Raw genomic sequence first — 25,971 nt, forward strand, 5'->3', positions numbered from 1 at the left:
ATTCTCTAATAGTAAAAATACTGAACGATCCTTATAGTTATATGTGACCAATCCACAGGCTCATTCGTATGTACGAGAAGGACGGCGAGGAGATCTTCGTCATCGACGGTCACGTCCACATGTGGGACGCTCGGGAAGAGAACATCATCCACGAGGGGGGCGAGCAGTTCCTCCAGTGTTTCTACGACTACCACACCGGGTTCACCCCGGAGGAGGAGCAGTGGGACATCGACACGTACCGACACTACGGCGCCGACAAGATGACCGAGGACCTGTTCGGGAACGCGGCCGCCGACATGGCGATCTTCCAGCCGACGTACCTCGACGACTTCTACGACGAGGGGTTCAACACGACCGAGCAGAACGCCGAGCTCGCCGAGGAGTATCCGGAGCGGTTCGTGCTCAACGGGAGCTTCGATCCGCGCGACGGCGAGGAGGGGTTACGCTACCTCGAACACCTCAAGGAGGAGTACGACATCCCCGGCGTGAAGCTGTACACCGCCGAGTGGCGCGGCGACTCGAAGGGGTGGCGGCTCGACAGCGACGACGCCTTCGAGTTCTTAGAGAAATGCTCGGAGCTCGGCATCGAGAACATCAACGCCCACAAGGGGCCGACGATCCGCCCGCTCAACCGCGACGCGTTCGACGTGAGGGACGTCGACGACGCCGCGTCGTCGTTCCCGGAGCTCAACTTCATCGTCAACCACGTCGGACTCCCGCGGCTCGACGACTTCTGCTGGATCGCCGCCCAGGAGCCGAACGTGTACGGCGGGCTCGCGGTCGCCTCCGCGATGTCGACCCACCGCGAGCGGAAGTTCGGGGAGATCATGGGCGAGCTTCTCTTCTGGCTCGGCGAGGACCGGATCCTCTTCGGCTCCGACTACGCGCTGTGGAACCCGGACTGGCTCGTCGACCAGGTGATGAACGCGGAGCTCACGGACGAGCAGCGAGACGAGTACGGGGTCGAGCTCGACGTCGACACCATGAAGAAGATCATGGGCGAGAACGCCGCGGAGCTGTACGACATCGACATCGAGGAGAAGAAGCGGCAGTTCCGCGAGGACGACATCACCGAGCGGTTCGACCTCGAGGCCCACTACGGCGGCGACGCGGGGGCCGCGGCGGACTGATGTCGGGGAGCAGCGCCGACCCGGCGAGCGACGTCGGCGACGATCGAACGAGCGAGCCCGCCGACCCGGCGGGCGACCCGCAGGGGACGGCGGCCGTCAGGGAGCGGCTGGACCGGGTCGAGGATCCGGAGCTCGCCCGCTCCATCGTCGAGCTCGACTACATCGACGCGATCGAGATCGACGGCGACCGCGTCGAGGTCCGGTTCACGCTCCCGACGGCGTGGTGTTCGCCCGCCTTCGCGTGGATGATGGCGACCGACGCCCGCGACGAGACCGAGGCGCTCGACTGGGTCCGCGAGGCGCGGATCGAGCTGTGCGACCACATGCACGGCGCGGAGATCACGACGGGCGTCAACGCGCGCGACACCTTCGGCGAGACGTTCCCCGACGCGGACGGCGGGGTGGCGGAGGTGCGGGCGGCCATCGCCGACAAGGCCCGCGTCTCGAGGCAGCGCGAGGCCATAAACGCGCTGCTCGACGCCGGCGTCGATCCCGAACAGGTCGTCGCCCTCGAACGGGCCGACGTCGACGTCGCCGGCGACGAGGCGCACGTCGACGTCGGCGGGCTCTCGGTCGTCGTCGACGCCGATCCGGTCGCCGACTACATCGACCGCGTCGAGACGAGCGGCCACGTGACAGAACCGGACGACACGCTGTTCCTGACGCCGGAGGCCGACCCGATCCCGGCCGACCGGCTGGACGTGGTCCAGAAGCGGTCCCGGCTCGCGAGCGTGAACATAGGCGGGCAGGGCGCCGTCTGCGACGCGCTCCACCGCGCGCGCCACGGGCCCGACGGCCCGGACGGGTCCGGCGCGTCGTACGTCGATTCATCGGACCCCGACGAGCGGGCGTACGACGGCGACGTCGACGAGTTCACCTCGACGTGGACGCTCGGCACCGACGACTGAGTCGCGACCGACTTTCTCGTCTCCCCTCCATCGCGTTCTCTGCCCCAGCGCGTTCTCCCGACCTCAGCGGATCGGGCCGAGTCCACCGAGCCCGCCGCCGCCGGACCCGCCGTCCTCCTCGGGCTCGCCGTGTCCCTCCTTCTCCAGTCCGTGCCGGCCGCTCGCGGCCCACTCGTCGCGGTCCCAGCCGCACTCCGGGCACTCGCCCTCCCCCCAGTCGAACGGCTCGCCGCAGCCGAGGCAGGCGTTCTCCGTGTTCATAGCCCACAGTACGCACGAACGGACAAAAGCGTTCACGACATGCGAAGCGTCAGAGGCGTTCACAGCAGCTCGCGGAACTTCCCGAGCGGCGGGAAGCGGAGCGGCTCCCCGGCGTCGCCCCCGCCACCCGCGTCGCCTGCCCCGACGGTTCCCGGGTCGACCACGACCGGCGCCAGTCGATCCGCGTCGGCGACGAGCGGCGAGTCGAACGCCTCCGTTCGCATGTCGTTGACGGCCACGCCCGGGGCGAGCCGGGTGAACGCGGGCAGCATGAGGAGGTCCGCGCCGCGGTAAGTCCCCTCGCCGCGGAGGAAGCAGGGGCGGCGGTCGCCCTCGATCTCGATCGTCGGGTGGACGTGGCCGATCACGTACCGGTCCGCCGTCGTCGAGGGCGCCTCGTGGCCGTGACAGACGAGGGTGCGAGGCGCGTCGGGGTCGGTGTCAGTGGCGTCAAGCGCGTACTCCTCGCGGACCGGGCCGTCCCACGCGCTCGCGAGGGCCGTGTCGTGGTTGCCCGCGACGAGTTCGAAAGCGACGTCGTCCGACTCGCAGGCGTCGCGGAGCGCGTCCAGCGTTCCGAGGCTCCGGTCGCTGACTCGGTCGAACGTGTGGACGACGTCGCCGGCGACGACGAGGATCTCGGGTGCGAACCGGGCGAGGAGCCCGACGAGCCGTTCGACGAGGTCCTCACGCTCGCCGAGCGGGAGCGAGACCGCGGAGGCCTCCCCGCGGCCGACGTGGAGGTCGGCGACGACGAGCGCGTCGTGGCGACCGAGGTACGCCGCGCGCTCTCCGAACGCGATTCCCGTCATCGACGGCTCCCCGTCACCGGCCGAAGCCCGTCGGGGGATCGGTGCGGTCAGACCGGGCGGCCCGGGCGGCCCCGGCGGCCGGACGACTCCGATCGGCCTCCTCGCTCCCGCCGCCGGCGTGGTTGCGGGCGGTCGCGTACGCCTCGCGGACGCGGCGGAACGACTCCTCGTCGCCGCCCTGGTCCGGGTGGGTCTCCTTGACGCGTTCGCGGTAGGCGCGCTTCACCTCGGCGGCGTCGGCGTCGCGGTCGACGTCGAGCTCCGCGAACGCGGCGGCGACCGGGTCGCGGCGACCGCCCTCGGCGGCGGGGTCCGGCCCCCAGTCTGGCTCGACCACGTCGAACGGGAGCCGGCGGCCCAGCCCCCGGCCCGGCATCTCGTGTTCGCAGAGGACGGTGTAGACGCCCTCGCCCTCCAGTCTGAAGTAGTCGTGCGCGTCGAACGTGATGGCGACCCCGCGCTCGGGGAGGTAGAAGGGGACGGCCACGTCGCCGAGCGCGTGGTCCTCGCGGAACCGCTCGTCGATGGCCGTCAGGTACTCGCGGATCTCGCCGCGGCGCCGCTCGTCGCCAGCGGCGCTCCCGCCGTCGCCGGCCGCGGCGACGCTCGGGGCGACGAACCGGTTCCCGAGGTAGAAGACGACCGCCGCGAGCGCGGAGGCGACGACGCCGAGCGCGGTCCCTATCAGGATCCACGGCGGCACCGTGCCGATGAGCTCGACGACCACGCCCGAGGTAACGGCTCGGCGCCTATCAACCCCTCGCCGGACTCGCGGCGCTCGGCGCGCGCGAGCCGCGAGGCTCTCCGGGCGGCGGTCAACGGGTTGAAAAGAGCGGGCGCCGGCGTCAGATCATCCCCTTCGACTCGAGCCCGTCGAGGATGTCGTCGACGAGCTCCTCGGGGGTGTCGTAGGGGAACTCCTGTTCGCTCCCCAGCTTCGCGGCCAGCTCCATCGCCGTGAGGCTCACGTCGCCGGCCTCGAACTTCGTGGCCGGGCCGTCCGGGAGCGCCGGGACGAGGTCCATCTGGTTCTCGACGGGGAAGTCGGCGCCGCCGAACGCGTCGAGGAACTGTTCGCGGAGTTCCGCTCTGACGTCACTCATACACTCCCATCCCGCGAGCCACCGCAAAAGGGTTGCGGAACAACGGTAAACTAGTTTGCAGTTTCGGGTGACGAGAGCGCGGCGGGGTTCCGAAACGCCGACCGGAGTGCCGGAACCTCCCCACCTTTGGTGCTGGGCCACGACCCCCCGTCCATGCCGTTCGACTTCGATTTCGACCTGCTGCGAGAGCTGACCGAGGCCCGCGGCGTGCCGGGGTACGAGGACGACGTCCGCGAGATCGTCCGCCGCGAGCTCGCCGACACCGCGGACCGCGTCCGCACCGACGCGATGGGGAACGTCGTCGGGACCGTCGAGGGCGACTCGGACTACTCCGTGGCCGTCGCGGCCCACATGGACGAGATCGGCTTCATGGTGCGCCACGTCACCGACGAGGGGTTCGTGCAGGTGGACCCGCTCGGCGGGTTCGACGCGCGCGTGCTCCGCGCCCAGCGCGTCACCGTCCACGGCGACGAGGACCTCACAGGGGTCATCGGCTCCGTGCCGCCGCACACGCTCACGGAGGAGCAGCAGGAGAAAGACGACGAGGTCTCGGACGTGTTCATCGACCTCGGGCGCGACGCCGAGGCGGTCGAGGAGCTGGTCGGCGTCGGCGACCTCGTCACCCTCGACCAGACGACGACGCGCATGGGCGACCGCGTGACGGGGAAGGCGCTCGACGACCGGATCTGCGTGTTCGCGATGCTTTCGGCCGCCCGCCGGATCGAGGACCCCGACGTGACGATCCACTTCGCAGCGACCGTCCAAGAGGAGGTCGGGCTCCGAGGCGCGAGCGCGCTCGGCGTCGACATCGACCCCGACCTCGCGGTCGCCTTAGACGTCACCGTCGCCAACGACGTCCCGCAGATCGGCGAGCCGGCCGACGCCGTGACCGAGCTCGGCGAGGGGACCGCGATCAAGCTCAAGGACTCCTCCGTGATCACCAGCCCGAAGGTCCACGGTCGGCTGACCGACGTGGCCGAAGCGGAGGGGATCGACCACCAGCACGAGGTGTTGCCCGCGGGCGGCACCGACACCGCCGGCTTCCAGAACACGGCCGGCGCCAAGCCCGTCGGCGCCATCTCGATCCCGACGCGGTACCTCCACACCGTCACCGAGACCGCCGACGGCGACGACGTCGCCGCGACGATCGACCTCCTCACCGCGTTCCTCGACTCCGAGACCGGCGAACACGACTACACCTTATAAATAAATCTGCGGCGGCGCGCACCTGCGAGCGCCCGTCGGGCGCGAGCAGCGTGCGCGAGGTCGCCGGCGCGACGCGCCGGCTGCCAGAGGGACCTTCGGTCCCTCCCTGGAGTCGGTCGTCCGGAGCAACGCGGAGGACGACCGACGAGGTTGGGGAGGCGTGAGGCGCGGTCGCGGTGCGGTTGGGTGGGACTCAAAGGGGCAGTCGCGAGGGCGAAGCACGGCGACGCAAGGACCGCAGGGAACGAGCGAAGCGAGTGACCGAGGACCGCAGCGAGCCGCGCGAGTCCTCGCGGCTGGGGCTTTGGTGTTGTTAACCGCAGAACTCACTTATAAATGAACGGTGGGCGATTTGTCAACACTCGCTGTTCCGTCACGACGAATAACCCGATCCTCTCACACGTAGTCTCGCCGGACCGCTTATTACGCGCCGCTCGAACGAACCTCCGTGGACGAACTCGTCGTGAGCACGGAGGTGTACGCCGACCCCGAGGAGGTGTACGAGTTCCTGCTCGATTTCCCGGGCTACGCGCGCTACTCGAAGTACCTCGACGGCGTGCGGACGATCGAGGGCGACGGCGGCCCCGGCACCCGCTACGCGCTCAGGTTCGCGTGGTGGAAGATCACCTACACGGCCCACTCGCGGGTGACGGGCGTCGAGCCGCCCGAGCGGATCGACTGGGAGATCACGAAGGACATCGACGCCGGCGGGTGTTGGCGCGTGACGCCGGTAACGGACGCGGACGGGGGCGAAAACGCGGGCGACTCGCCGGTCTGCGAGGTCGCGCTCGAAGTCGAGTTCGACCCGGGATCCGCCAGCCCGGACGCGCTCGACCTGCCCCGGCTCGTCTCCTTCGACTGGGTGTTAAAGAAGGCGGTCCCCCTCATCCGGTCCGAGGCGGAGCGCGTGGTCCAGCGCGCCGTCCGCGACTTAGAGGGCTCGACCCGCACCGTTGACCTCGACGTGTACGTCGACTCCGAGCGGATCTGAGAGGCGAGAGGCACGCGCGTGAGACGGCACTCCCGCCGTCGCCGAGTCGAAGGCCTTAATATATCCAGCGGGGAACGATGGAACGCGTACGAGGGCTCGTAGATCAGTGGTAGATCATCCCCCTGGCACGGGGAAGGCCCGGGGTTCAAATCCCCGCGAGTCCACTCGACTCACTTCGTTCGTCTCGTTCCCTCGCGTGGTCCCGTTCACTCCGTTCACGGGACCCCCGCGAGTCCATGTTTTCGCGCCGCGAGCAATATCGCGAGCGGCGCGAAACTGTGCCGAGCGGGAATTTGAACCCTGCCAGTCGCGCGCAGCGAACGGAGTGAGCGAGCACGTCTGGCTCTGGTTCAAATCCCCGCGAGTCCACTCGGCTCACTTCGTTCGTCTCGTTCCCTCGCGTGGTCCCGTTCGCTAACGCTCACGGGACCCCCGCGAGTCTACTCGCTCCGCCAGTTCAGTCGGTTCTTCGCGTAGTTCCGTTCACTTGCATTTAATCACCCCCGCGAGTCGCGTTCACCGGCTCCCCGCGAGTCCACTCCCTGGTCAGTACTTCCGGCACGGTCGGCCATCCCGGGCCGCGACCGGAACCGGATCCGCTCGCCGTCAAACGATACCCCTTTGCTCCGGCATGCACACCGTCCACTAACGTGACCCGATCGAGAACGCGCGTCGACGCCCACGTCAAGGTGCTCGACGACGACGTCGTGGCCCTCGCGAAGGAGCGGGGGATCGACGCACTCGTGTACGCGCCGCACTTCACTCGGCTCCGGACGGTCCAAGAGCGCGCGGCCCGATACGCCGACGACGACCTGACGATCGTCCCGGCCCGCGAGGTGTTCACCGGCGACTGGGGAAACCGCCGACACCTCCTCGTTCTCGGCCTGCACGAGCCCGTCCCCGACTACATCACCTTCGAGGCGGCGATGGCCGAGGTCGAGCGGCAGGACGCCGTCGTGCTCGTCCCGCACCCCGGCTTCGCCACCATCTCGCTCACCCGACCGGAGATCGCGGCCCACGCCGAGCGCCTCGCCGCGGTCGAGACGTACAACACCAAGCTCCTCCCTCACCAGAACACCAGGACGCGGCGGATCGCCGAGGTGACGGATATGCCCGGCTTCGGCTCCTCGTACGCGCACCTGCCCGGCACGGTCGGCGAGGCGTGGACCGAGTTCGACGGCGACCTCTCCGACGCGGACGCGGTCGTCGACGCCTTCCGCGAGGAACGTCCCCGGACGGTGGTCCACCGCGGCGGGGTCCGGCACCAGCTCCGCGGGCTCCTCGAGTTCGCCCACCTCGGCTACGAGAACACCTGGGAGAAGCTGGACCGCCTGTTCCTCTCGGGCGACGAGCCGACCCTCCCGAGCAACGTCGCCTACGAGGGCCGGTTCAACGACGTGAGCGTCTACTCCGGGACGCTGTCGGATTACCGGCCGAAGTGAGCGAGCGGTCGGTTTGGGGACTCGGAGCGAGCGCCGTCAGATTCCGAACCCGGCCGCCGCCTCGCTCGCGGCCTGCGTCGCGGCCGAAACGTCCAGGTCGAGCGTCACGACGTAGGTGTGGAGCGCCCAGAACGCCGCCAGCTCCAGCGCGGTGATGACCACGGTGACGAGGTCGGCGTACTTGCTGCTCGTCGTCACACCGCTCGGGAGCCCGTACTCCGTGTCCGACAGGGGGTGGAACAGCGCGATGCCGCGGCGGCTCCCGACGACGTCGAGGAGGTAGTGGGTCAACACGCCGATCCAGACGTACTGGAGGTTGCCGAAGACGAGCGGGTACGCGACGAAGACGGCGAGCACCGGGAGGCTGTGGAGCGTCTTCCGGTGGCGCCCGAACGCCGTGTCGACGTCGGGGAACAGCGCCCCCAACACGATCGGCACGGTGATCTGGGCGGTGGTCCGCGCCGTCGCCATGTCGAGGCCGGGCTCGATGACGAAGCCGAGTCCGAGCGCGAGCAACAGCGCGTTGAGGACGTGACCGCGTTTGTTCATACCAACGGCAGTCCGGGGCTGTAAGTGAAACCACCGGATCCGAACGGGCGAGAAGTAGGTTCGGCGTAGCGCACGCGGTCGGGCGGCGAAAAGGCGTGGGCGGGCAGTCGAAAGAGCCACGGCGGGCGCCGCCCAGCGGTCGGTATGGAGTACGAGGAGCCGAAGTTCTTCCACGTGATGCAGTACGCGGCCGCGGCCGACGGCGACGTCATCGACATGGTGAGCGGCAACCCCGACTGGGAGCCGCCGGCCGCGCTGCGGGAGGCGCTCCGCGGGTACGCCGACCTCCCGCCCGACGACTTCCAGTACCCGCCGAGCGAGGGACTGTTCGAGCTCCGGGAGGCGATCGCCGAGCGCCGGAACGTCGACGTCGACCGCGTGGTCGTCACGAACGGGACCGGCGAGGCGAACTACCTCGCGATGGCGCGCGCCTTCGAGCGCGACGCTGGCGACGAGGCCATCCTCACCGACCCCGTCTACCCGTACTACCCGGGGAAGGTGGACATGCTCGGCGGCGAGGCGACGTTCGTCCCGACCGAGCGTGACGGGGGGCTCGACGTCGCGGCGATCCGCGAAGCCGCGAGCGGGGACACGGCGCTTATCGTCCTGAACACGCCGAACAACCCGACCGGGGCCGTCTACGACCTCGACGCGATCCGGGAGGTGGTCGCGGTCGGGGACGAGGTCGACGCCCTGGTCATGGTCGACGAGGTGTACGATCACTTCGACCTGACCGGCGAGTTCGAGTCCGCGTTGACGCTCGACTCCGACCGCGTGATCGTCACCAGCGGCTTCTCGAAGTCGATGGCGATCACGGGGTTCCGAGTGGGATACGGGGTGTTCCCCGACGAGCACGTCGGCGACGCGAAGACGCGGCATATGCTCGTGAACGTCGCCGGTGCGCGACCCTCGCAGTACGCGGTCCACCACGCGCTCGCGGAGACGCCGCCCGAGTACTACGCGGAGGCCCGCGAGCTGCTCGCGAAGCGCGCGGACGCGTTCACCGACGCGCTCGACGCGGCCGGCGCCGAGTACAGCCGCCCCGAGGGAGCCTTCTACGTACTGGCGCGCTTCGAGGGGTTCCCCGGGACGATGGCGAACGTGAAGCGCCTCGTGGACGAGGCCGGCGTCGCGGGGATGCCCGGCGAGGCGTTCGGCAGCGCGCGCGACGAGTGGATCCGGTTCGCCCTCGTCACCCCCCGAGCCGTAGAGGCCGCGGAGCGACTGGCGGAGTACTTCGGCGAGTAAACTACCCTACCCTACTCCCTCGGCGCTACGCGCCTCGGTTCTTGAGGGTAGGGCTTTGATGTGGACTCCCGGCAATCAGTCCCCAGCAATAGGCTGGTAACTCTTACCGTTCAACATCCCACCATTCACACGCACGTCTACTTGTGCGTCTCCGCTCCCCGACTTGGGCGAGGAACGGAGTTTGTGTTGTCGCTTCCGAGCGTACCGCACGCCAATATTCTTTGCAGCGTTGTAATCCGCGTTCACCTCGTACCCGCATTTCTGGCACTCAAACTGTTCGCCGTGGCGGTTGCCCTCGTGCGTAAACCCACAGTCCGTTCGAGAACAGCGTTGGGATGTGTGGCTCGGCTCGACCTGCTCCACGGAGACCCCCCGTTCAGGGGCTTTGTAGGAGACGTATTCAAACAGGCGTCGGAACGCCCAGACGTGGTGCCACTTCGCGTGTGGAAGCCGCTCTCGAATGTCGCTCAAGTCCTCGAACGCGATTACGTCGCAGTCGTGTTCGACGGCTTCCGAGACGAGTTCGTTGGCGATCGTGTGGATGTACTGTTTGCGCCAGGCTTCCTCTCGCTTCCCGAGGCGAAGCAGGGCCTTGTGTGCGGCCTGCGTGCCGCGCCGTTGCATCTCGCCACGTCGCTTCTCGAACTCACGACACCAGTGGTCGTAGTCGTCCCCCTGCCAAAACGTGCCAGTTGAGGACACAGCGAGGCTGTTGACGCCGAGGTCGATACCGAGGACCGTTTGGTCGGAGTGCCCGGTATCTTCCGAAACCTCATCGTCACCGTCTGTCCGCCGCGTCGAAATGTTGAGGTAGAACTCGTCAGTGGCCGCGTCGTACCGAAGCGTACTCTCGCGGAACTCGTAGTTCTCGGAGAGTACGTACCGCTCGTAGGGCGTCGGACTGTCTGCTGGGAGAACGAACGACGGTTCAACTCGGCCCTCAACAGTTGCCAGCGACACCTTGTTCCGGTAGAACGTCGCGCTCCGTGTGTCGTAGTCCATCGTTTCAGCGGTGAACGTCGGTTGAGAGACGCGCTGTCCCTTTTTCCACCGTTCGACACACGCTTTGACGGCTTCGACAGCGCGTTTGATAGCGGCTTGGACAAGTTGGGCCTGTAGGTCTGTCTCCTCTCGAAGGTCGGCGTAGAGCGCGTCACGAACCTCTCGCTTGTTGGTCTTACACTCAGTGTAGGAGGTGTCGGACCAACAGTAGTCGGCGGTTCGGTTCGCGCAATACAGGTATTGCTCGGCAGTTCGGTGGAGTGCATCACGTTGCTCGTCGGAAAGGTCGAGTTTCACGACGGCAGTTCGACGCACGTCCATAACTTCAGAGAGTACCTGACGGTAGTTATACATTCGGGAGTCAGTCGGTCGCAGTATCCCGGTTGTGTCGTACCATGTCGGTTTCCTCTCCGGCCTACTCACTCCCTTTGCTACGCTTCGGTCGCTCCTTGAGGCCGGAGGCTCCACCTCGAAAACGCTGATCCGAGACAGAAGTGCGGTGGCGCGCGCCTCCGAGCGGCCGCCCTCGGCGGCCGCGAGGAGCGCGTGCGAGGGAGTCGCTGGCGCGGAACGCGCCAGCGACGAGGCTGGGGAGGCGTGAGGTGCGGTGCTGTGCGGGGCGGGACTCAAAGGGGCAGCCGGGAGGCGGGCGCAGACGACGCAAGCACTGGAGGGAGTGAGCGAAGCGAACGACCGAAGCGCGCAGCGAGTGTGCGCCCGCCTCCCGGCTGGGGCTTTGAAGCTGTTCGCCGACGATCCGCAATCAACCATTTATAAGCGAGCGGCTGGGGCTTTGAAGCTGTTCGCCGACGAACCGCAATCAATTATTTATAAGCGAGCGGCTGGGGCTTTGAAGCTGTTCGCCGTCGATGCGCGATCCGCTATTTATAAACGGTCACCCTGAGCGAAATACGTCAATTTTAGCCGAAGTTTTCGACCTTCGCGGCGTCGGCGTCGCCGCCGGCGGCCTCGATCGCGGCCTCGGCGTCGGCCACGAGATCGGCGAAGCCGTAGACGAAGACCGTCTCGCCCTCGGTGCCCGTCAGCGCCTCGGCGACCGCGTCGTCCAGTTCCTCCGCCGCGTCGAGCAGGGAGACCGTGCCCCCGCGCTCCGCCAGCCGTTCTAACCGGTCCGCGTGCGACACGTCGTCGTCGCGGTAGACGACCGCGGCCTCGGCGCCGTCGTCGAGCGCGCGCTCCGCGATGGCGACCGCCGGCCCGACGCCCGGACCGCCCGCGATCACGACCGCTCGCGGCTCGCCGTCGTAGTACTGGTCGCCGAACGGGCCGGAGAGCGTCATCTCCGTGCCCGACTCGACGCCGGCGAGGAACGCGGAGAAGTCGCCGCCCTCCTCGGGGTCGATTTCGACCGTGACCTCGAAGGTGTCGCCGACCGTCGGCGACGAGAGAGTGTAAAACCGGGCGACCGACTCGCCGTCGATCTCCGTGCCGAGCTTGACGAACTGACCGGGTTCGGCGGCGAACCCGTCCGGCGCGTCGAACCGGAGGGCATACGTGTCGCGGCCGACCGACTCGACCGCGCTGACCGTCGCTGTCGTGTCCATACCACCGATCCGGTCGGCGGACACAAACGTGTTCCCGTCCGCGCCGGCGCCCGCCTCGCCGTCGAGCGCGACCCGCGCGGAGACGCGCCCGCGTCCGCCGAACTCGTTCGACGAACGTCGAAACTCGCACCGACGAGAAGGGTCGATCGTGAGGAAAGTGGAAAACATTCGTCCACTCAGGTTCCGTTAATGACGGCAAGTCACGCCTATATGCGACAATATTCGCGAGGAGGTGTACGTACGTTCGAAAACGCTCCGGTGACTCCTTCCAGAAGTCTTTTGATGAGTCCGGCGAAAACTGCGTCATAGTATGGCCGCGGACTTCAACTGGGCCGTCGGCGGAGAGGCCGGCGACGGCATCGACTCGACCGGGAAGATCTTCGCGCAAGCGCTCTCTCGGGCGGGTCGACACGTGTTCACGTCGAAGGACTTCGCCTCGCGGATCCGGGGCGGCTACACCGCCTACAAGGTGCGAACCTCCGTCGACAAGGTACAGAGCGTCGTTGACCGGCTCGACGTGCTCATCGCGTTGACTCCTCGGACGATCGAGGAGAACCTCGAGGAGCTCCACGAGGGGTCGGTGATCATCTACGACGGCGAGCGGACCACGATGCAGGACGTCGAGATCCCCGACGAGATGATCGGGATCGACGTCCCCCTCAAGCGGCTGGCCGAGGAGGCCGGCGGCGCGATCATGCGGAACGTCGTCGCGCTCGGCGCGGCCTGCGAGGTCGCCGAGTTCCCCATCGAGAACCTCGACTCCGCCCTCGAGAAGCGGTTCGCGGACAAGGGCCAGAAGCTCGTCGACAACAACAAGGAGGCCGCCCGCGCGGGGCGGTCGTACGTCGCCGAGGAGTTCGACCACGAGTTCGACTACGACTTAGAGACCACCGACGAGGACTACGTTCTCCTCAACGGCGACGAGGCCATCGGGATGGGCGCCATCGCGGCCGGCTGCCGCTTCTACGCCGGCTACCCGATCACGCCCGCGACCGACGTGATGACGTATCTCACCGGTCGGATCGAGCGTTACGGCGGCCACGTCGTGCAGGCGGAAGACGAGCTCTCCGCGATCAACATGGCGCTCGGCGCGGCCCGCGGGGGCGCGCGATCGATGACCGCGACCTCCGGCCCCGGGATCGACCTGATGACGGAGACATTCGGGCTCATCGCCACCTCGGAGACGCCGCTCGTCATCTGTAACGTGATGCGCTCGGGTCCCTCCACCGGGATGCCGACGAAACAGGAGCAGGGCGACTTAAACCAGATGCTGTACGGCGGCCACGGCGAGGTGCCGCGGTTCGTCCTCGCGCCGACGACGATAGACGAGTGCTTCTGGAAGACGGTCGAGGCGTTCAACCTCGCCGAGAAGTACCAGCTCCCCGTCTACCTCACCGCCGACCTCTCGATGGCGGTCACCGAGCAGACGTTCTCCCCGGACACGTTCGATATGGACGAGGTGGAGGTCGACCGCGGCTTCGTCGTCGACGAGGCCGACATCGACGACCACATGAGCGACTCCGGCGGCTTCCAGCCCCACGAGATCACCGACGACGGGGTCTCGCCGCGGGCGTTCCCCGGCACGGCCGACGGCGCGCACATGTCCACCGGCCTCGAACACGACGAGCAGGGCCGCCGGACCGAGGACACCGAGATGCGCGTCGAACAGGTCGACAAGCGCAACCGGAAGGTCGAGACGGCCCGCGAGCGCGAGGACTGGAGCCCGCGCGAGTTCGGCGACGCCGACGCCGACACGCTCGTGATCACGTGGGGCTCGAACGAGGGCGCGCTCGCCGAGGCGGTCGACATCCTCGACGACGAGGGGCAGGACGTGCGGGTGCTCTCGGTCCCGTACATCTTCCCGCGGCCGGACCTCTCCGAGGACGTCGCGGACGCGGAGACCGTCGTCGTCGTCGAGTGTAACGAGCAGGGACAGTTCGCGGACCTGGTCGAACACGACGTCTTAGAGCGCGTCGACCGGGTGAACAAGTACAACGGCGTGCGGTTCAAGGCCGACGAACTCGCAGCGGAGATTAAAGCGACCCTCGCGGAGGGGGCGGAGGCGTAACCAATGAGCTCAGACATTCGATTCACCGACTTCAAGTCCGACAAGCAGCCGACGTGGTGCCCGGGATGCGGCGACTTCGGGACCATGAACGGGATGATGAAGGCGCTCGCGGAGACGGGGAACGACCCCGACAACACCTTCGTCGTCGCCGGCATCGGCTGCTCCGGAAAGATCGGCACGTACATGCACAGCTACGCGCTCCACGGCGTTCACGGGCGCGCACTTCCGGTCGGGACCGGCGTCAAGATGGCCCGCCCCGACATCGAAGTGATGGTCGCCGGCGGCGACGGCGACGGCTACTCCATCGGTGCGGGCCACTTCGTCCACGCCGTCCGGCGCAACGTCGACATGACGTACGTCGTGATGGACAACCGCATCTACGGGCTGACGAAGGGGCAGGCGTCGCCCACCTCCCGGGAGGACTTCGAGACGTCGACGAGCCCGGACGGGCCGAAGCAGCCGCCCGTCAACCCGCACGCGCTGGCGCTGGCGTCGGGCGCGACGTTCATCGCGCAGTCGTTCTCCTCGGACGCGCTCCGCCATCAGGAGATCATCCAGAAGGCGGTCGAGCACGACGGGTTCGGCTTCGTGAACGTCTACTCGCCGTGCGTCACCTTCAACGACGTCGACACGTACGACTACTTCCGCGACTCGCTCGTCGACCTGAAGGAGACCGACCACGACCCGACCGACCGCGAGGACGCGAAGGACGCCATCCTCAACTCCGAGCAGGAGTATCAGGGCGTCATCTACCAAGACGAAGACTCCGTGCCGTACCACGAGCAGCACGGCGTCGACGAGGACATGTCCGTCATCCCGGACGGCGCGCCGGAGGGCGCGACGGACCTGGTCCGCGAGTTCTACTGACGCCGCCTCCGCCGTTCCGAGCCGTTTTTTCCGAGACCGACGATCACCGGGACCGCCGACATTCCGACCTCCCTCGATAGCCAAATTTCGGCGACCGAGCCGGGTCAGGGCCCGTTCGCGACCCGTTTCAGCAAGCCTAATTACGTGGGTCCGAATTACGTGGTATATGGTTGATCGCTACGACGTCGTTATCGCGGGTGCCGGACCGGCGGGCGCGCAGTGCGCCCGCGATCTGGCGACGCGCGGCTACGACGTCGTCGTTCTCGAAACGGAGCCGGAGGCCGAGTTCCCCCGCCAGAGCAACAAGTCGACCGCGGGGACGTTCCCCTCGATGATGTCCGCCTTCGGGATCCCCGACGACGTCGTGATGTCGTACACCGACGACGTGGTGTTGGAGTCGCCGAACAGCTACTACGAGAGCTACCAGCCCGGCGCCGTCCTCGAGTTTGCCGACTTCAAGCGCTTCCTCGTCGAGGACGGTCGCGAGAACGGGGCGGAGTACCGGTTCGACTCGCGCGTCTCCCGCCCGATCCTCGACGACGACGGCGTCATCGAGGGCGTTCGGTACGACGGCGACGAGGAGGTGTACGCCGAGGTGGTCGTCGACGCCACCGGCCCGGCCGCGCCGATCGCGAGCGCGCTCGACGTGGTCGACTTGGAGCGAGAGAATCAGGCGATCGGCATCGAGTACGAGATGGAGGGCGTCGAGATGAACCACCCCGAGTACGCCGACCTGCGCCGGGCGATGATGCTCCGGCTCGACCACGACATCGCGCCCGGCGGCTACTCGTGGATCTTCGCCACCGGCAAGGACACCGCGAAGGTCGGCATCTGTTACATCCAGAACGACCGCCACCGCGAGTTCGCGAAAGAGGGGAAGACCGTCGACGGCTACCTCGAGGACTGGATCGAGCGGGACCCGCGGTTCGCCGACGCCGAACAGATCGACGACGCGGTCCACCGCGGCTCCGCGCACATCCAGATGCCCGACGCGATGCACACGGACCGGTTCCTCGCGATCGGCGACACCGTCCCCACCATCGACCCGCTGTGGGGAGAGGGGATCCACAAGGGGATGAAGTCCGCCCGCGCGGCGGCGTCCACCATCGACCGGTGTCTCACCGACTCGGAGCGGCGCGTGGACGCCGAGAGCCTCGCCGTCTACGAGCGGCTCTGGCACCGGGACGTGGCGCCCCGGATGCGCTCCCGGCTGATGCTCACCCGGCTGTTGTACCTCGCGCCGAACGAGCGGTACGACCGGTTCATGGAGGACCTCCGACGGACCGACGACGATACGCTGGAGAAGGCGAACCAGGGCGATAAGTCCGCGATGGCGAAGCTGCTCCACCTCGACGACCTCCCGCTGCTGGCGAAGTTCGCCCGCGAGCGGATGGGGTCGTAGCGCGTCTATTCATCACGGCTACTTCCAGCGTCTGCGTATACCGTCTACTTACACCGTCTATTTATAACGAGTATAAAAATCGCACGCGCGTCGAGAGACCGCGGCGCGGCCTACCGTTCGTCGATCGGGACGAGCTCGGCACTCTCCGGCCCGGTGTACCGAGCGCGCGGGCGGATAAGCCGGTTGTCGGCCTGATACTCGACCATGTGAGCGATCCAGCCGCCGGCGCGGCTCATCGCGAAGATGGGCGTGTACATGTCGACCGGGATCCCGAGCGAGTCGTAGACGGAGCCGGAGTAGAAGTCGACGTTCGGGGCGATCCCCTTGTCGAGTAACCCCTCCTCGGTCAGGTACTCCTCGATGGCGGTGGTGTAGTCGAGCCACTTCGTGTCGCCGGACGACTCGGAGAGGTCCCGCAGCTTCTCTTGAAGGATCTTCGCGCGGGGGTCTTTCACCTTGTACACGCGGTGGCCGAAGCCGGGGATCCGCCGGCCGTCCTCGCGGGCGTCTGTCACCCACGAAACCGGGTCCTTCGACGACTCGTCGATCTCGTGGAGCACCTCCATCACGTCCTGGTTCGCGCCGCCGTGGAGCGAACCGGAGAGCGCGCCGATCCCGCCGGTGACGCCGGAGTAGACGTCGGCCATCGTCGAGCCGATCACCATCGCGGTGAACGTCGAGGCGTTGAGCCCGTGGTCGGCGTGGAGCGTCAGGGCCATGTCGAACGTCTCCTCGCTGACGTCGTCCGGCTCGGCCCCGGTGAGCATGTAGAGGAAGTTCCCGGCGTACGAGAGGTCGGGGTCCGGCGCGACGGGCGCTTCGCCCTGCCGCGCGCGCTCGAACGCCGCGAGGACGGTCGGGATCTTCGCCGTGATACGACGGCCCTGCCGCCGGGCCCGCGCCGTGGCGTCGCCGTCGTCGTCCGCGTCGGCGTCGGGGTCGTACGCCGACAGCATGGAGGTGGCCGTCCGGAGCGCGGCCATCGGTCGCTCGCCCGCGTCGGCGAGCGTCCGGACCGTCTCGAGCACGTCGTCGTCGACGGCCCGCTCCGCGGCCAGGTCCGCGGTGAACGCGTCGAGCTCCTCGCGCGTCGGCAGCGAGCCGTGCCAGAGGAGGTACAACACCTCCTCGTAGCTCGCGCCGCGAGCGAGGTCCTCGATGTCGTACCCACGGTACACGAGCTTGCCGACCTCGCCGTCGACGTGGCTCAGCTCCGACTCCGCGACGAGGACGCCTTCGAGCCCGCGCTTTAACTCGTCTGACATGCTGTGACCTTCCGACCACCGCCAAAAAAGCGTTATCTTTCAGGAGGGATAGCGTACGACGATCGACGAACGTAGTGGAGTCGAACGACGGCAGAAGTTGGGAGTGCCGAGAGTGCGTCGGCCGCCTCAGCGCGCCGGAACGACCGTCACAGTCCGTTTGCGGTCGATCGCGTCCTCCAGCTCCTCGGCGATCGCGGAACCGCGGGACACCTGGACCTCGCCGCCGCGGCCGACGGTGGCGGTGAAGAGGTACTCGCCGTCCGCGCGCACCTCCACCGTCTCGCCGACGCCGTCGTCGACGTCGATGACGACGTGTCGGGAGGTGATCTCCGGCTGGACGACGGTCCCGCGCTCCTCGCCGACCTGCCCGCCCCGACCCTGCCCGTTGCCGCCGCGTCCGCCGCCGGAGCCGTCGGCGCCGTCGCGTCCCTCCGGCTTCTCGTCGTGGGTGCGGACGTCGATCTCGATGCCGAGCCGGTTCTCGATGTCGCTGATGCGGCCGCCGCCCTTGCCGATGACGGTGCCGATGTCGCCCTCGGAGACGTAGACGATCGCCTCGTCGTTCCCCTTGAGTTCGACGTCGACGTGACCGTGCGCGACCGACCGGATCTCGCGTTCGATCTCCTGTTTGGCGATGCGGCCGACGCCGCTCTCGCTTTCCCCCTCGCCGTCCTCGTCGTTCAGCGGGACCGTGACGACCTGCCGGTTGAAGGTGTAGATCTCGTACTCCGGGCGACCGGTCTCGAAGTTCGACACCTGGATGACGGGGCGCGCGAGGTCCTCGGCGGTGAGCCCCGCCGGCACCTTCACCTCGGTCGTCACGTCGTAGACGGTGTGGACCTCGCCCGCCTCGATGTACACCACGGTGTCGACGATCTGCGGGATCATCCCGAGCTCGACGCGGCCGACGAGCCGCTGGAGCGCGTCGATGGCGCGAGAGGCGTGGACGACGCCGACCATCCCGACGCCCGCCATCCGCATGTCCGAGAACACCTCGAAGTCGTTCGTCTTCCGGACCTCGTCGTAGATGGTGTAGTCGGGGCGGACCAAGAGGAGCGAGTCCGCCGTGTTCTCCATCTCACCGCCGAGCGCGCCGTACTGAGTGATCTCCGGACCGACCTGGAGGTCGCGCGGCTTCTCCATCGTCTTCACCGCGTAGTCGCTGTCGTTGAGGAACTCCGCGACCGCCTGCGCGAACGTCGACTTCCCGGCGCCGGGCGACCCGGAGATGAGCACGCCGCGCTTCCGCTCTTTGAACCGCTCGCGGAGCTCGTCGGCGAACTCGTAGTCGTCGAGCGTCGTCTTCGCGATCGGTCGGACCGCCGTGACCTCGATGCCGTCGGCGAACGGCGGCCGCGCGACCGCGATCCGGTAGTTCCGGAACTGGACGATGTCCATGCCGTCGTCGGAGAGCTCGATGAACCCCTCGTTAGACTGGCGCGCCAGGTCGACGATGGCGGTCGCCCACTCGTCCATCTGTTCCTCGCTCGTCGGCGCCTCGTCGATGGTGACGTACCGCATCTCGCCGAGGCTCCCGCGTTTCGCCTTCGGCTTCGTCCCCGTCTTGAGGTGGACCGACATGGTCTCGTCGGTGAAGAAGTCCTGAATCGGAAGCTCGTCGACCACGCCGCGAGCGACCGGCTCGACGTACTCGACGTCGATCCCCTTCGCGCGGGCGACCTCCGCCTGCACGATGTCGCTCGAGAGGAGCGTCGCGTCGTGGTCGGCGGCGATCCCGCGGATCAACGCGTCGACGTCGCCCTCGTGGGCGTGCGACCGGGCGTCCCCGTCGGCGCGCTCGCCGACGTACCGCAGCTCGATCGTTCCCTCGTCGGCGAGATCGGCGAGCCGCTTGAGCTCGCTCAGACCGTCCCAGCCCGACTCCAGCCCGTCGTTCGCCTGCGACTCCAGCTCGCCGACGACGGCCTCGGGGACGAGCACCGTGGCCCCCTCGTAGGTCCCGTCCGCGACGTGTTCGGACACGCGGCCGTCGACGACCGCACTGGTGTCCGGTACTACGTTCATACCGTGGTTCCGGGCGGGAACGGTATAAGGGTGTTCGACCCGGGTGGTATCCCCGAACGCGCGGTCGAAACGGTCCCGCGACCGCGGCCGCGACCCGACCGATCAGTCGTCGGCGGCGGCCGGGGACGCCCGCTCCGTTCGGAGCCGCCGGGCGTACTCGGTGAAGTTGTCGAACAGCCCCTTCGCCTCGCAGGCGGCGTCGTGTGCAACCGGAGTGATCTCGTCGAGGACGGCGTCCACGCGCGCGTCGCCGAGCCGCTCGCGTTTCCCCTCGGTGACCTCGCGTGCGGTCTCGACGTCGTACTCCGGGTGGAACTGCACGCCCCAGCAGTGGCCGTCGCGGAACGCGTGGACGCCGTGGTCGTTCTCGGCGAGCAGCGTCGCGCTCGGCGGCAGATCGACCACCGTGTCCCCGTGAGTGGTGAACGCGGTGAACTCCTCGCCGACCCCGTCGAACAGCTCGTCGTCACCGCGCCGGCGGACGTCGTTGTACCCGATCTCGAAGCCGTCCATCCCCGCCACGCGCCCGCCGAGCGCCTCCGCGAGCACCTGGTGGCCGTAACAGACGCCGAGCACCGGGACGCCGGCCGCGGCGGCGTCCGCGACGTAGTCGACGAGCGGGGGGATCCACGCCTCGTCCCAGTAGACGGACGACCGCGAGCCGGTGACCACCACGCCGTCGAAGTCGGTGTGATCGGGGAGCTGACCGTCCGTCGCGTCGAACTCGACGAGGGCGGCGTCGAGCTCCCGGCGGAAGTTCCGCCGGGTGTTCGCGCCGTCGTGGGCCGCGTTCAGCAGGGCGAACCGGAGCCGTGTCATTAGCCGCACCGAGGCGCGACGGACGCAAAACGGTTGCGGCGACGGGAAGCCCTACCGGCGTCGGGGAGGGCAATCGTCGCCTGTCGCTCCCCGCGTTCCGCCGTCGGGCTCGGTCCGTGGACGCCGCCGCGCCGGTTCGACGCCGAGTGTCCTCCTCCCCCGACGGCGGCGGAGTCGCCACGCCGTCCCGGTGTCGGATCAGTCGACGAGCCACCCGCCGTCGACGTCGACCGCGGTGCCGTGGACGAACGAGGCCTCGTCGCTCGCGAGGAACGCGACGACGCTCGCGATCTCCTCGGGATCGGCGTACCGGCCGGCGGGCGTGTCGGCCGTCATCGCTTCCAAGTCCTCGATCATCTCTTCGGTCATCCCCGTCTCGACGGCGCCCGGACAGACGGCGTTCGCCCTGATTTCGGGGCCGTAATCGTGTGCGAGCTGTTTCGTGAAGCCGATCAGGCCGTGTTTGGATGTCGTGTACGCGGCCCCGCCTCCCCCGGCGACTTTGCCGGCGACGGACGCCGTGTTGATCACGACCCCCTCGTCGCTCCCGTCTCGGAGAGCGGGGAGCGCGGCGCGGGTGAGGTAGAACGGCCCCGTCAGATTCACGTCCAAGATCCCGTTCCAGAGATCGTCGGTGGTCTCTCCGACGGGCGCGAAGTCGTCGAGGACGCCGGCGTTGTTACACAGCACGTCGATCGTGCCGTACTCGTCGACGGTCAAGTCGACGATGCGCTCGACGCTTTCGGTGTCCGTCACGTCACCGTCTACCGCTATCGCCTCCCCGCCGGCCGATCCGATCGCATCGGCGACCGACGCTGCGCCGTCGGCGTCGATGTCGACGACGGCCACCGCCGCGCCCGCATCGGCGAATTCGTGCGCCATCGATCGACCCATCCCCGACGCCGCACCGGTGACGACGACGACGCTGTCAGATAAGGTTACCATGACTAAATGTTTATGTAATTATTAATAATGCTACTTGCTATTCTCATCCGGTGGAAACGAATGCAGCCGCCGGGTAGAAACGAACGCAACCGCCGTCTCACGGCGAGACGCGGCGACGACAGTCGTGAATCGGCCGGTCGATCACCCCTGCCGTGAGACCCACGAACGCCACCAGACGCACGACCGCCGCGAGATGAGATCACCTCGCAGAGTGAGCGGATCTCCGTCAGTATCGAGTAAGATTTGTCGACGATCACGACACCGTGGCATCGGCACCCACTGGCCGCCGCTCCAGCGTCCCGGCCCGGCCGCAGACAGTCACGTCACCGTGTCGGTCGCGTGTTCGGCGAGCCACCCGGCCAGCGCGTCGTTGACCGCGGCCGACGCCTCGACGCCGACGAGGTGGCGCGCCCCCTCGACCGCGTGGAGCTCGCCGCGGGGGAGCCCCTCCGCGAGCGTCTCCGCCGCCGTCATCGGGCACACGGCGTCGTCGGTCCCGTGGACGACGAGCGTCGGCATCGTGATCTCGTAGAGCCTGTCGGTGATATCGAACGCGTCGACGGCCGCGCGGTGGGCCTCGAACGTCTCGCGGCCGGCGTCCTCGGCGAGCCGCCACTCCGCGATCCGCGGGAGCGCGTCCGGGTGCGCCTCGCGGAAGTCGACGGAGACCAGCCCGCTGAGCGACCCCTCCACCGCCGCGGGGTCGGACGGGTCGGCCCACACCCCGCCGGCGTTGTAGGCGTCGCCCGACGGCGGCGTGCCGACGACCGTCAGGCTCGCCGGACGCGAGGAGGCGAGGGCGGCCGCGAGCGCGACCATCCCGCCGAGGCCGTAGCCGACGAGGTGGGCGTTCCGGACCCCCTCCGCGGCACACACCGCGTCGACGTCCGCGGCGAGGTCTTCGACGGCGTACGGACCGGGCGGAGCGTCGGACTGTCCCACGCCGCGCGTCTCGGGCGTGATCACCGTGTGCGGCCCGGCGAGCGCGGCGTGCTGCCAGCCGAACTGCCACGCGCCGAGCCCCACGTCACCGCAGAACACCACCGCCTCGTCGGGATCGCCCGCGTCCGGCGCGTCGACCTCGTATCGGATCGAGACGCCGCCGTTGGTCGCGTGTGGCATGGGAGGTTGGGGTGTCGTCAGGCCTCCTGCAGGCTTCGCAGCACGTCCGGCGCCGCCGCGAGCGCGTCGTCGAGCGCGTCCGCGTCCGGCCCGCCGCCCTGCGCGAAGTCCGGCGGTCCGCCGCCGCCCCCGCCGACGCGGCCGGCGAGCTCGGAGACGACCTGCCCGGCGTTGACGTCGACGCCGTCGGGAACGCCCACCACGAAGCTCGCGGAGCCGTCCGCCCCGCTGCCGACGACCGCGACCTTCCCGTCGTCGACGTGGGCGTTCGCGGTCGCGCGCAGCTCGTCGGCGTCGCCGTCGAGCCGCTGTATCACCGCGGTGGCCCCGCCGATCTCGACCTCCTCGGCGTCGGCGCCGCCGGAAGCCCGCGCGGCCGCGAGCTCCTCTTTCAGCGACTCGACCTCCTTGCCCCGCGCCTTCCACTCCTCGAAGAACCGCTCGGCGGTCTCGGGGACGTCGAGCGGATCGACGTCGAGCGCGTCGGCCGCGTCGTACAGCGCGTCCTCCGTGCGCTGGGTCGCGTCGATCGCCGCGCCGCCCGCGGCGAACACGATGCGCTCGACACCGTCTTGGACGGGCTCCGTCTTCAGCACCTTCACGGCGCCGATCTCGCCGGTACGGTCGACGTGCGTGCCCGCACACGCCTGCACGTCGGCGTTGCCGACGTGGATCAGCCGGACGTTCGTTCCCGGCGGGACGCCGCCCTGATACAGGTCGAAGCCGTGTTCGGCCTCGGCCTCGTTGCGGTCGGGCCACTCCTGACGCACCGGCACGTCGTCGCGGACGAGCTCGTTGGCGACGCGCTCGATGCGCTTGACCTCCTCGCGGGAGATCCGCTCGTAGTGGCGGACGTCGAGCCGCGAGGAGTCGATCCCCTTCTGGGCGCCCGCCTGCCGGACGTGCTCGCCGAGGACCTCGCGGGCGGCGTGGCCGATCAGGTGGGTCGCCGTGTGGTGCGCGCGGAGCCGGTCGCGGCGGTCGCCGTCGACCTGTCCCTTGACGAACTCGCCTTTCCCCGGGTCGGCGTCCGTCCGGTGGAGCACGACGCCCCCCTCCTCCTGTACGTCGACCACGTCGACCGCCGTCTCGCCGGCGGTGAGCTGCCCGCGGTCGGCGGGCTGACCGCCGCCCTCCGGGTAGAACATCGTCTGATCGAGAACGACGTCGTACCCCTCCTCGCGTTCGAAGACGTCGAGGACGACCGCCTCGAACTCGGTACGGCCCTGGTCGTCGTAGAACAGCTTCTCTGTCTCGGGGAGCTCGCCGATCCGCTCGTCGGCGTCGTCCCCGCCCTCGTCGGCGTCGGCCTCCTCGTGGCGGTCGGCGACGAGCGCGTAGAAGTCGTCCGGGACGTCGACCGTCGCGCCGCGCTCGGCCGCGATGTCGGCGACCATGTCCGGCTGGATCCCGTGGGAGTCGTACAGCTCTAAGAGCGTCTCTGTCGGGATCGGCTCGCCGGTGCCGGCGTACTCGTCGGCGAGCGACTCCACCTTGCGGGAGCCGCGCTCGAGCGTCTCGCGGTACTTCCGCTCCTCGGTGCGAACGATCTCGCGGATCGTGTCGCGGTTCTCGTAGCCGAGCCGCTCCGCCTGCATGTCGACGAGCTCGTCGAGGGGGGCGTCCACGTCGACCTCGTCGACGAGCCGCTTCGTCCGGCGCAGCACCATCCGGGCGAGGTAGCCCGTGCCGACGTTCGAGGGCACGATCCCGTCGCCGAACATGTACGCGAGCGTCCGGGAGTGGTCGGCGATCGCGTAGATTGATTCGAGGGGTTCGACGAGCTCCCGCAGTCGCTCGACGTCGACATCGAGGCGGTCGGCGATATCGCCGCGCGCGTCCTCCACGTCGTCGACGTCGTCGATATCGAGCCGGCCGGAGAGCTTCGCGGCGCGGTGGACGAGCTCCTGTTCCGCCTCCGTGTGCTCGATCCCCGCGTTCTCCTTTAAGAAGTCGATCGCGTCGGGGTAGACGGCCTCGTACACGGTCGCCGTCCCCTGGCTCATCCACGTCCACCGCTCGAGCCCGTAGCCGGTGTCGACGATGTACGTGTCCATGAACGAGTACGTGTGCCCGTCCTTCATCTCGTAGTCGCCGTCGGGGTCCCGCTCCATGCACATGAAGACGAGCGTCGCCAGCTCGGCGCCTTTATAAATAACCTCGATGGCGGGGCCGGCGTTGCCGCCGCCGACCCACGGGTCCTCGATGTAGGTGATCTCCTCGAGATCCGCGCCGAGGCTCTCGAACAGCTCGTCGCAGTACGCGACCGTCTCGTCCTTCCAGTACACCTCGCCGTGGTAGGCGTACTCGTCCTCGTCGACCTCCTCGCGCGTGTTGAACGCGTGGTGGGCCATCATCTCGAACGCCATCGTGTGTCGGCCCGTCTTGCCGACGTTGTCGATGTCCTGCATCCGGATGCACGGCTGCGAGATGGTGAGGGGGTTCGCCGGCGGGGGCGTCTGCCCCGACGTGACCAGCGGCTGGAAGTCGTAGATCGACGCCTGCGTTAAGAGCACGTCGTCGCGCCAGCGGTTCGCCGCGACCGGGTACGGGTCGATCCGCTCGTGCCCGTGCTCCTCGAAGAAGGAGAGGAACGCCTCCCGCATCTCCGACAGCGAGTGCGGCTCCGGAAAACCGGGGTCGTCGATGAAGCTGTAGTCCTCGCACGGCGGCTCCCCGCAGAGCTCGCGGTCGCCGTCCCGGGTCCAGAAGTGCGCGCCACAGGAGGGACACTCCTTCCGGACGAACCCCTCCTCCTCGAAGTAATCGAGACGGTACTCCGCTTCGAGATCGCTCATTACAGGAACGTGACCCGTGTTCGTCCAAAAGGGTTCCGGGGTGGCCCGCGGGCGGGCTACCGGGGCGAGCGCACCGGGGACCGCCCGAGCGCGCCCCGGACCGTCCGCCGACCGCGACCGCGCGGGTCCGAAACGACCTTAGGCCGCGCGCTCGCCTCTCCGGTATGGTCGAGAACGTCGTCTATCCCGCGTACTTCGACGCCGAGCGGTCGCGCTCGGAGGGCCGTCGCGTCCCGACGGATCTTGCGGTCCCCGAGCCGACCGTCGACGAGATCGCCAAGGCGGTCCAGCAGGTCGGCTACGACGCGGTGATCGAACGCGACAAGACGTATTCCCGCGAGTTCGAGCCCCGAGGCGCGGTGGTCGTCCGAGGCACCGAAGACACCGCGAAAAACGACCTCGTGCAGGCGGTCGCCGCCTACCTCGGGGTCATCCGAGAGTGA

The 25,971-nt window shown here is 68.4% G+C and carries 23 protein-coding genes and 1 tRNA gene; 11 read left to right on the top strand and 13 right to left on the bottom strand.

Features of this window, described 5'->3' with window-relative positions:
* Nucleotides 1-68 precede the first annotated feature (68 nt).
* Both Hrr1229_RS02580 and Hrr1229_RS02585 read left to right on the top strand, forming a co-directional pair.
* Nucleotides 69-1,130 carry an amidohydrolase family protein gene (locus Hrr1229_RS02580; RefSeq protein WP_123114338.1) on the top strand — a complete coding sequence of 354 codons (1,062 nt, stop codon included), beginning with the start codon at nt 69-71 and terminating at the stop codon, nt 1,128-1,130.
* Nucleotides 1,130-2,038 carry an iron-sulfur cluster assembly protein gene (locus Hrr1229_RS02585; protein WP_123114337.1) on the top strand — a complete coding sequence of 303 codons (909 nt, stop codon included), beginning with the start codon at nt 1,130-1,132 and terminating at the stop codon, nt 2,036-2,038. The genes Hrr1229_RS02580 and Hrr1229_RS02585 overlap by 1 nt, the downstream gene beginning before the upstream one ends.
* A gap of 63 nt (nt 2,039-2,101) precedes the next feature.
* Here the strand turns inward: Hrr1229_RS02585 and Hrr1229_RS02590 are convergent, their stop codons facing one another.
* The 4 genes from Hrr1229_RS02590 to Hrr1229_RS02605 form a co-directional block, all read right to left on the bottom strand.
* Nucleotides 2,102-2,299 (bottom strand): hypothetical protein, encoded by a 198-nt coding sequence (locus tag Hrr1229_RS02590; RefSeq protein ID WP_123114336.1) that lies wholly within the window; start codon nt 2,297-2,299, stop codon nt 2,102-2,104.
* Between the two features lie 59 nt (nt 2,300-2,358).
* Complete coding sequence (locus tag Hrr1229_RS02595; RefSeq protein ID WP_123114335.1) at nt 2,359-3,111, bottom strand: metallophosphoesterase; 753 nt, start codon at nt 3,109-3,111, stop codon at nt 2,359-2,361.
* A gap of 13 nt (nt 3,112-3,124) precedes the next feature.
* Complete coding sequence (locus tag Hrr1229_RS02600; RefSeq protein WP_123114334.1) at nt 3,125-3,838, bottom strand: J domain-containing protein; 714 nt, start codon at nt 3,836-3,838, stop codon at nt 3,125-3,127.
* Nucleotides 3,839-3,956: 118 nt separating this feature from the next.
* Nucleotides 3,957-4,214, bottom strand: a complete 258-nt coding sequence (locus Hrr1229_RS02605; RefSeq protein ID WP_123114333.1) for an MTH865 family protein — start codon at nt 4,212-4,214, stop codon at nt 3,957-3,959.
* Nucleotides 4,215-4,367: 153 nt separating this feature from the next.
* Between Hrr1229_RS02605 and Hrr1229_RS02610 the strand changes: the two genes are divergently transcribed.
* The 4 genes from Hrr1229_RS02610 (at nt 4,368) to Hrr1229_RS02625 (ending at nt 7,853) form a co-directional block, all read left to right on the top strand.
* On the top strand, nt 4,368-5,420 hold the full coding sequence (locus Hrr1229_RS02610; RefSeq protein WP_123114332.1) for a M42 family metallopeptidase: 1,053 nt from the start codon (nt 4,368-4,370) through the stop codon (nt 5,418-5,420).
* A 448-nt stretch (nt 5,421-5,868) separates the two neighbouring features.
* Complete coding sequence (locus Hrr1229_RS02615) at nt 5,869-6,411, top strand: SRPBCC family protein (protein WP_123114331.1); 543 nt, start codon at nt 5,869-5,871, stop codon at nt 6,409-6,411.
* A gap of 92 nt (nt 6,412-6,503) precedes the next feature.
* Nucleotides 6,504-6,575: transfer RNA gene (locus Hrr1229_RS02620), tRNA-Ala, on the top strand.
* A gap of 486 nt (nt 6,576-7,061) precedes the next feature.
* On the top strand, nt 7,062-7,853 hold the full coding sequence (locus Hrr1229_RS02625) for a PHP-associated domain-containing protein (RefSeq protein WP_123114330.1): 792 nt from the start codon (nt 7,062-7,064) through the stop codon (nt 7,851-7,853).
* Between the two features lie 36 nt (nt 7,854-7,889).
* Here Hrr1229_RS02625 and Hrr1229_RS02630 read toward each other — a convergent pair whose 3' ends face one another.
* Nucleotides 7,890-8,402, bottom strand: coding sequence for a metal-dependent hydrolase (locus Hrr1229_RS02630; RefSeq protein ID WP_123114329.1), 513 nt, complete (start codon nt 8,400-8,402; stop codon nt 7,890-7,892).
* 144 nt (nt 8,403-8,546) lie between these two features.
* On the opposite strand from Hrr1229_RS02630, the gene Hrr1229_RS02635 reads away from it, so the two are divergent.
* Nucleotides 8,547-9,650, top strand: a complete 1,104-nt coding sequence (locus Hrr1229_RS02635; protein ID WP_123114328.1) for a pyridoxal phosphate-dependent aminotransferase — start codon at nt 8,547-8,549, stop codon at nt 9,648-9,650.
* 75 nt (nt 9,651-9,725) lie between these two features.
* On the opposite strand, the gene Hrr1229_RS02640 is transcribed toward Hrr1229_RS02635, so the two are convergent.
* The gene (locus Hrr1229_RS02640) at nt 9,726-10,973 is read right to left on the bottom strand and encodes an RNA-guided endonuclease TnpB family protein (protein ID WP_123114327.1); all 1,248 of its coding nucleotides are present in this window, start codon (nt 10,971-10,973) and stop codon (nt 9,726-9,728) included.
* A gap of 599 nt (nt 10,974-11,572) precedes the next feature.
* Nucleotides 11,573-12,217: an FAD-dependent oxidoreductase gene (locus tag Hrr1229_RS02645; RefSeq protein WP_123114940.1), complete on the bottom strand. Its 645-nt coding sequence runs from the start codon at nt 12,215-12,217 to the stop codon at nt 11,573-11,575.
* A 310-nt stretch (nt 12,218-12,527) separates the two neighbouring features.
* On the opposite strand from Hrr1229_RS02645, the gene Hrr1229_RS02650 reads away from it, so the two are divergent.
* The 3 genes from Hrr1229_RS02650 to Hrr1229_RS02660 all read left to right on the top strand — a co-directional run bounded on the left by Hrr1229_RS02650 (nt 12,528) and on the right by Hrr1229_RS02660 (nt 16,554).
* Nucleotides 12,528-14,285, top strand: coding sequence for a 2-oxoacid:acceptor oxidoreductase subunit alpha (locus Hrr1229_RS02650; protein WP_123114324.1), 1,758 nt, complete (start codon nt 12,528-12,530; stop codon nt 14,283-14,285).
* A gap of 3 nt (nt 14,286-14,288) precedes the next feature.
* Nucleotides 14,289-15,152 (top strand): 2-oxoacid:ferredoxin oxidoreductase subunit beta, encoded by an 864-nt coding sequence (locus Hrr1229_RS02655; RefSeq protein ID WP_123114323.1) that lies wholly within the window; start codon nt 14,289-14,291, stop codon nt 15,150-15,152.
* Nucleotides 15,153-15,318: 166 nt separating this feature from the next.
* Nucleotides 15,319-16,554 (top strand): digeranylgeranylglycerophospholipid reductase, encoded by a 1,236-nt coding sequence (locus Hrr1229_RS02660; RefSeq protein WP_123114322.1) that lies wholly within the window; start codon nt 15,319-15,321, stop codon nt 16,552-16,554.
* Between the two features lie 110 nt (nt 16,555-16,664).
* On the opposite strand, the gene citZ is transcribed toward Hrr1229_RS02660, so the two are convergent.
* The 6 genes from citZ to alaS form a co-directional block, all read right to left on the bottom strand.
* A complete protein-coding gene (citZ, locus tag Hrr1229_RS02665) occupies nt 16,665-17,819 on the bottom strand; it encodes a citrate synthase (protein ID WP_123114321.1) in 1,155 nt (384 codons plus the stop codon).
* Nucleotides 17,820-17,945: 126 nt separating this feature from the next.
* A complete protein-coding gene (locus tag Hrr1229_RS02670) occupies nt 17,946-19,844 on the bottom strand; it encodes a PINc/VapC family ATPase (RefSeq protein WP_123114320.1) in 1,899 nt (632 codons plus the stop codon).
* A 102-nt stretch (nt 19,845-19,946) separates the two neighbouring features.
* Nucleotides 19,947-20,663 carry a type 1 glutamine amidotransferase gene (locus tag Hrr1229_RS02675; RefSeq protein WP_123114319.1) on the bottom strand — a complete coding sequence of 239 codons (717 nt, stop codon included), beginning with the start codon at nt 20,661-20,663 and terminating at the stop codon, nt 19,947-19,949.
* 198 nt (nt 20,664-20,861) lie between these two features.
* The gene (locus Hrr1229_RS02680; RefSeq protein WP_123114318.1) at nt 20,862-21,608 is read right to left on the bottom strand and encodes a glucose 1-dehydrogenase; all 747 of its coding nucleotides are present in this window, start codon (nt 21,606-21,608) and stop codon (nt 20,862-20,864) included.
* A gap of 318 nt (nt 21,609-21,926) precedes the next feature.
* Nucleotides 21,927-22,730, bottom strand: a complete 804-nt coding sequence (locus Hrr1229_RS02685) for an alpha/beta hydrolase (RefSeq protein WP_123114317.1) — start codon at nt 22,728-22,730, stop codon at nt 21,927-21,929.
* A gap of 17 nt (nt 22,731-22,747) precedes the next feature.
* Nucleotides 22,748-25,528 (bottom strand): alanine--tRNA ligase, encoded by a 2,781-nt coding sequence (alaS, locus tag Hrr1229_RS02690; RefSeq protein ID WP_123114316.1) that lies wholly within the window; start codon nt 25,526-25,528, stop codon nt 22,748-22,750.
* A 164-nt stretch (nt 25,529-25,692) separates the two neighbouring features.
* Between alaS and srp19 the strand changes: the two genes are divergently transcribed.
* Entirely contained in the window at nt 25,693-25,971 is a 279-nt protein-coding gene (gene srp19, locus Hrr1229_RS02695) for a signal recognition particle subunit SRP19 (protein ID WP_092563260.1), read from the top strand.

Origin of the sequence: Halorubrum sp. CBA1229 (genome assembly GCF_003721435.2) — an archaeon.
GTDB lineage: Archaea > Halobacteriota > Halobacteria > Halobacteriales > Haloferacaceae > Halorubrum.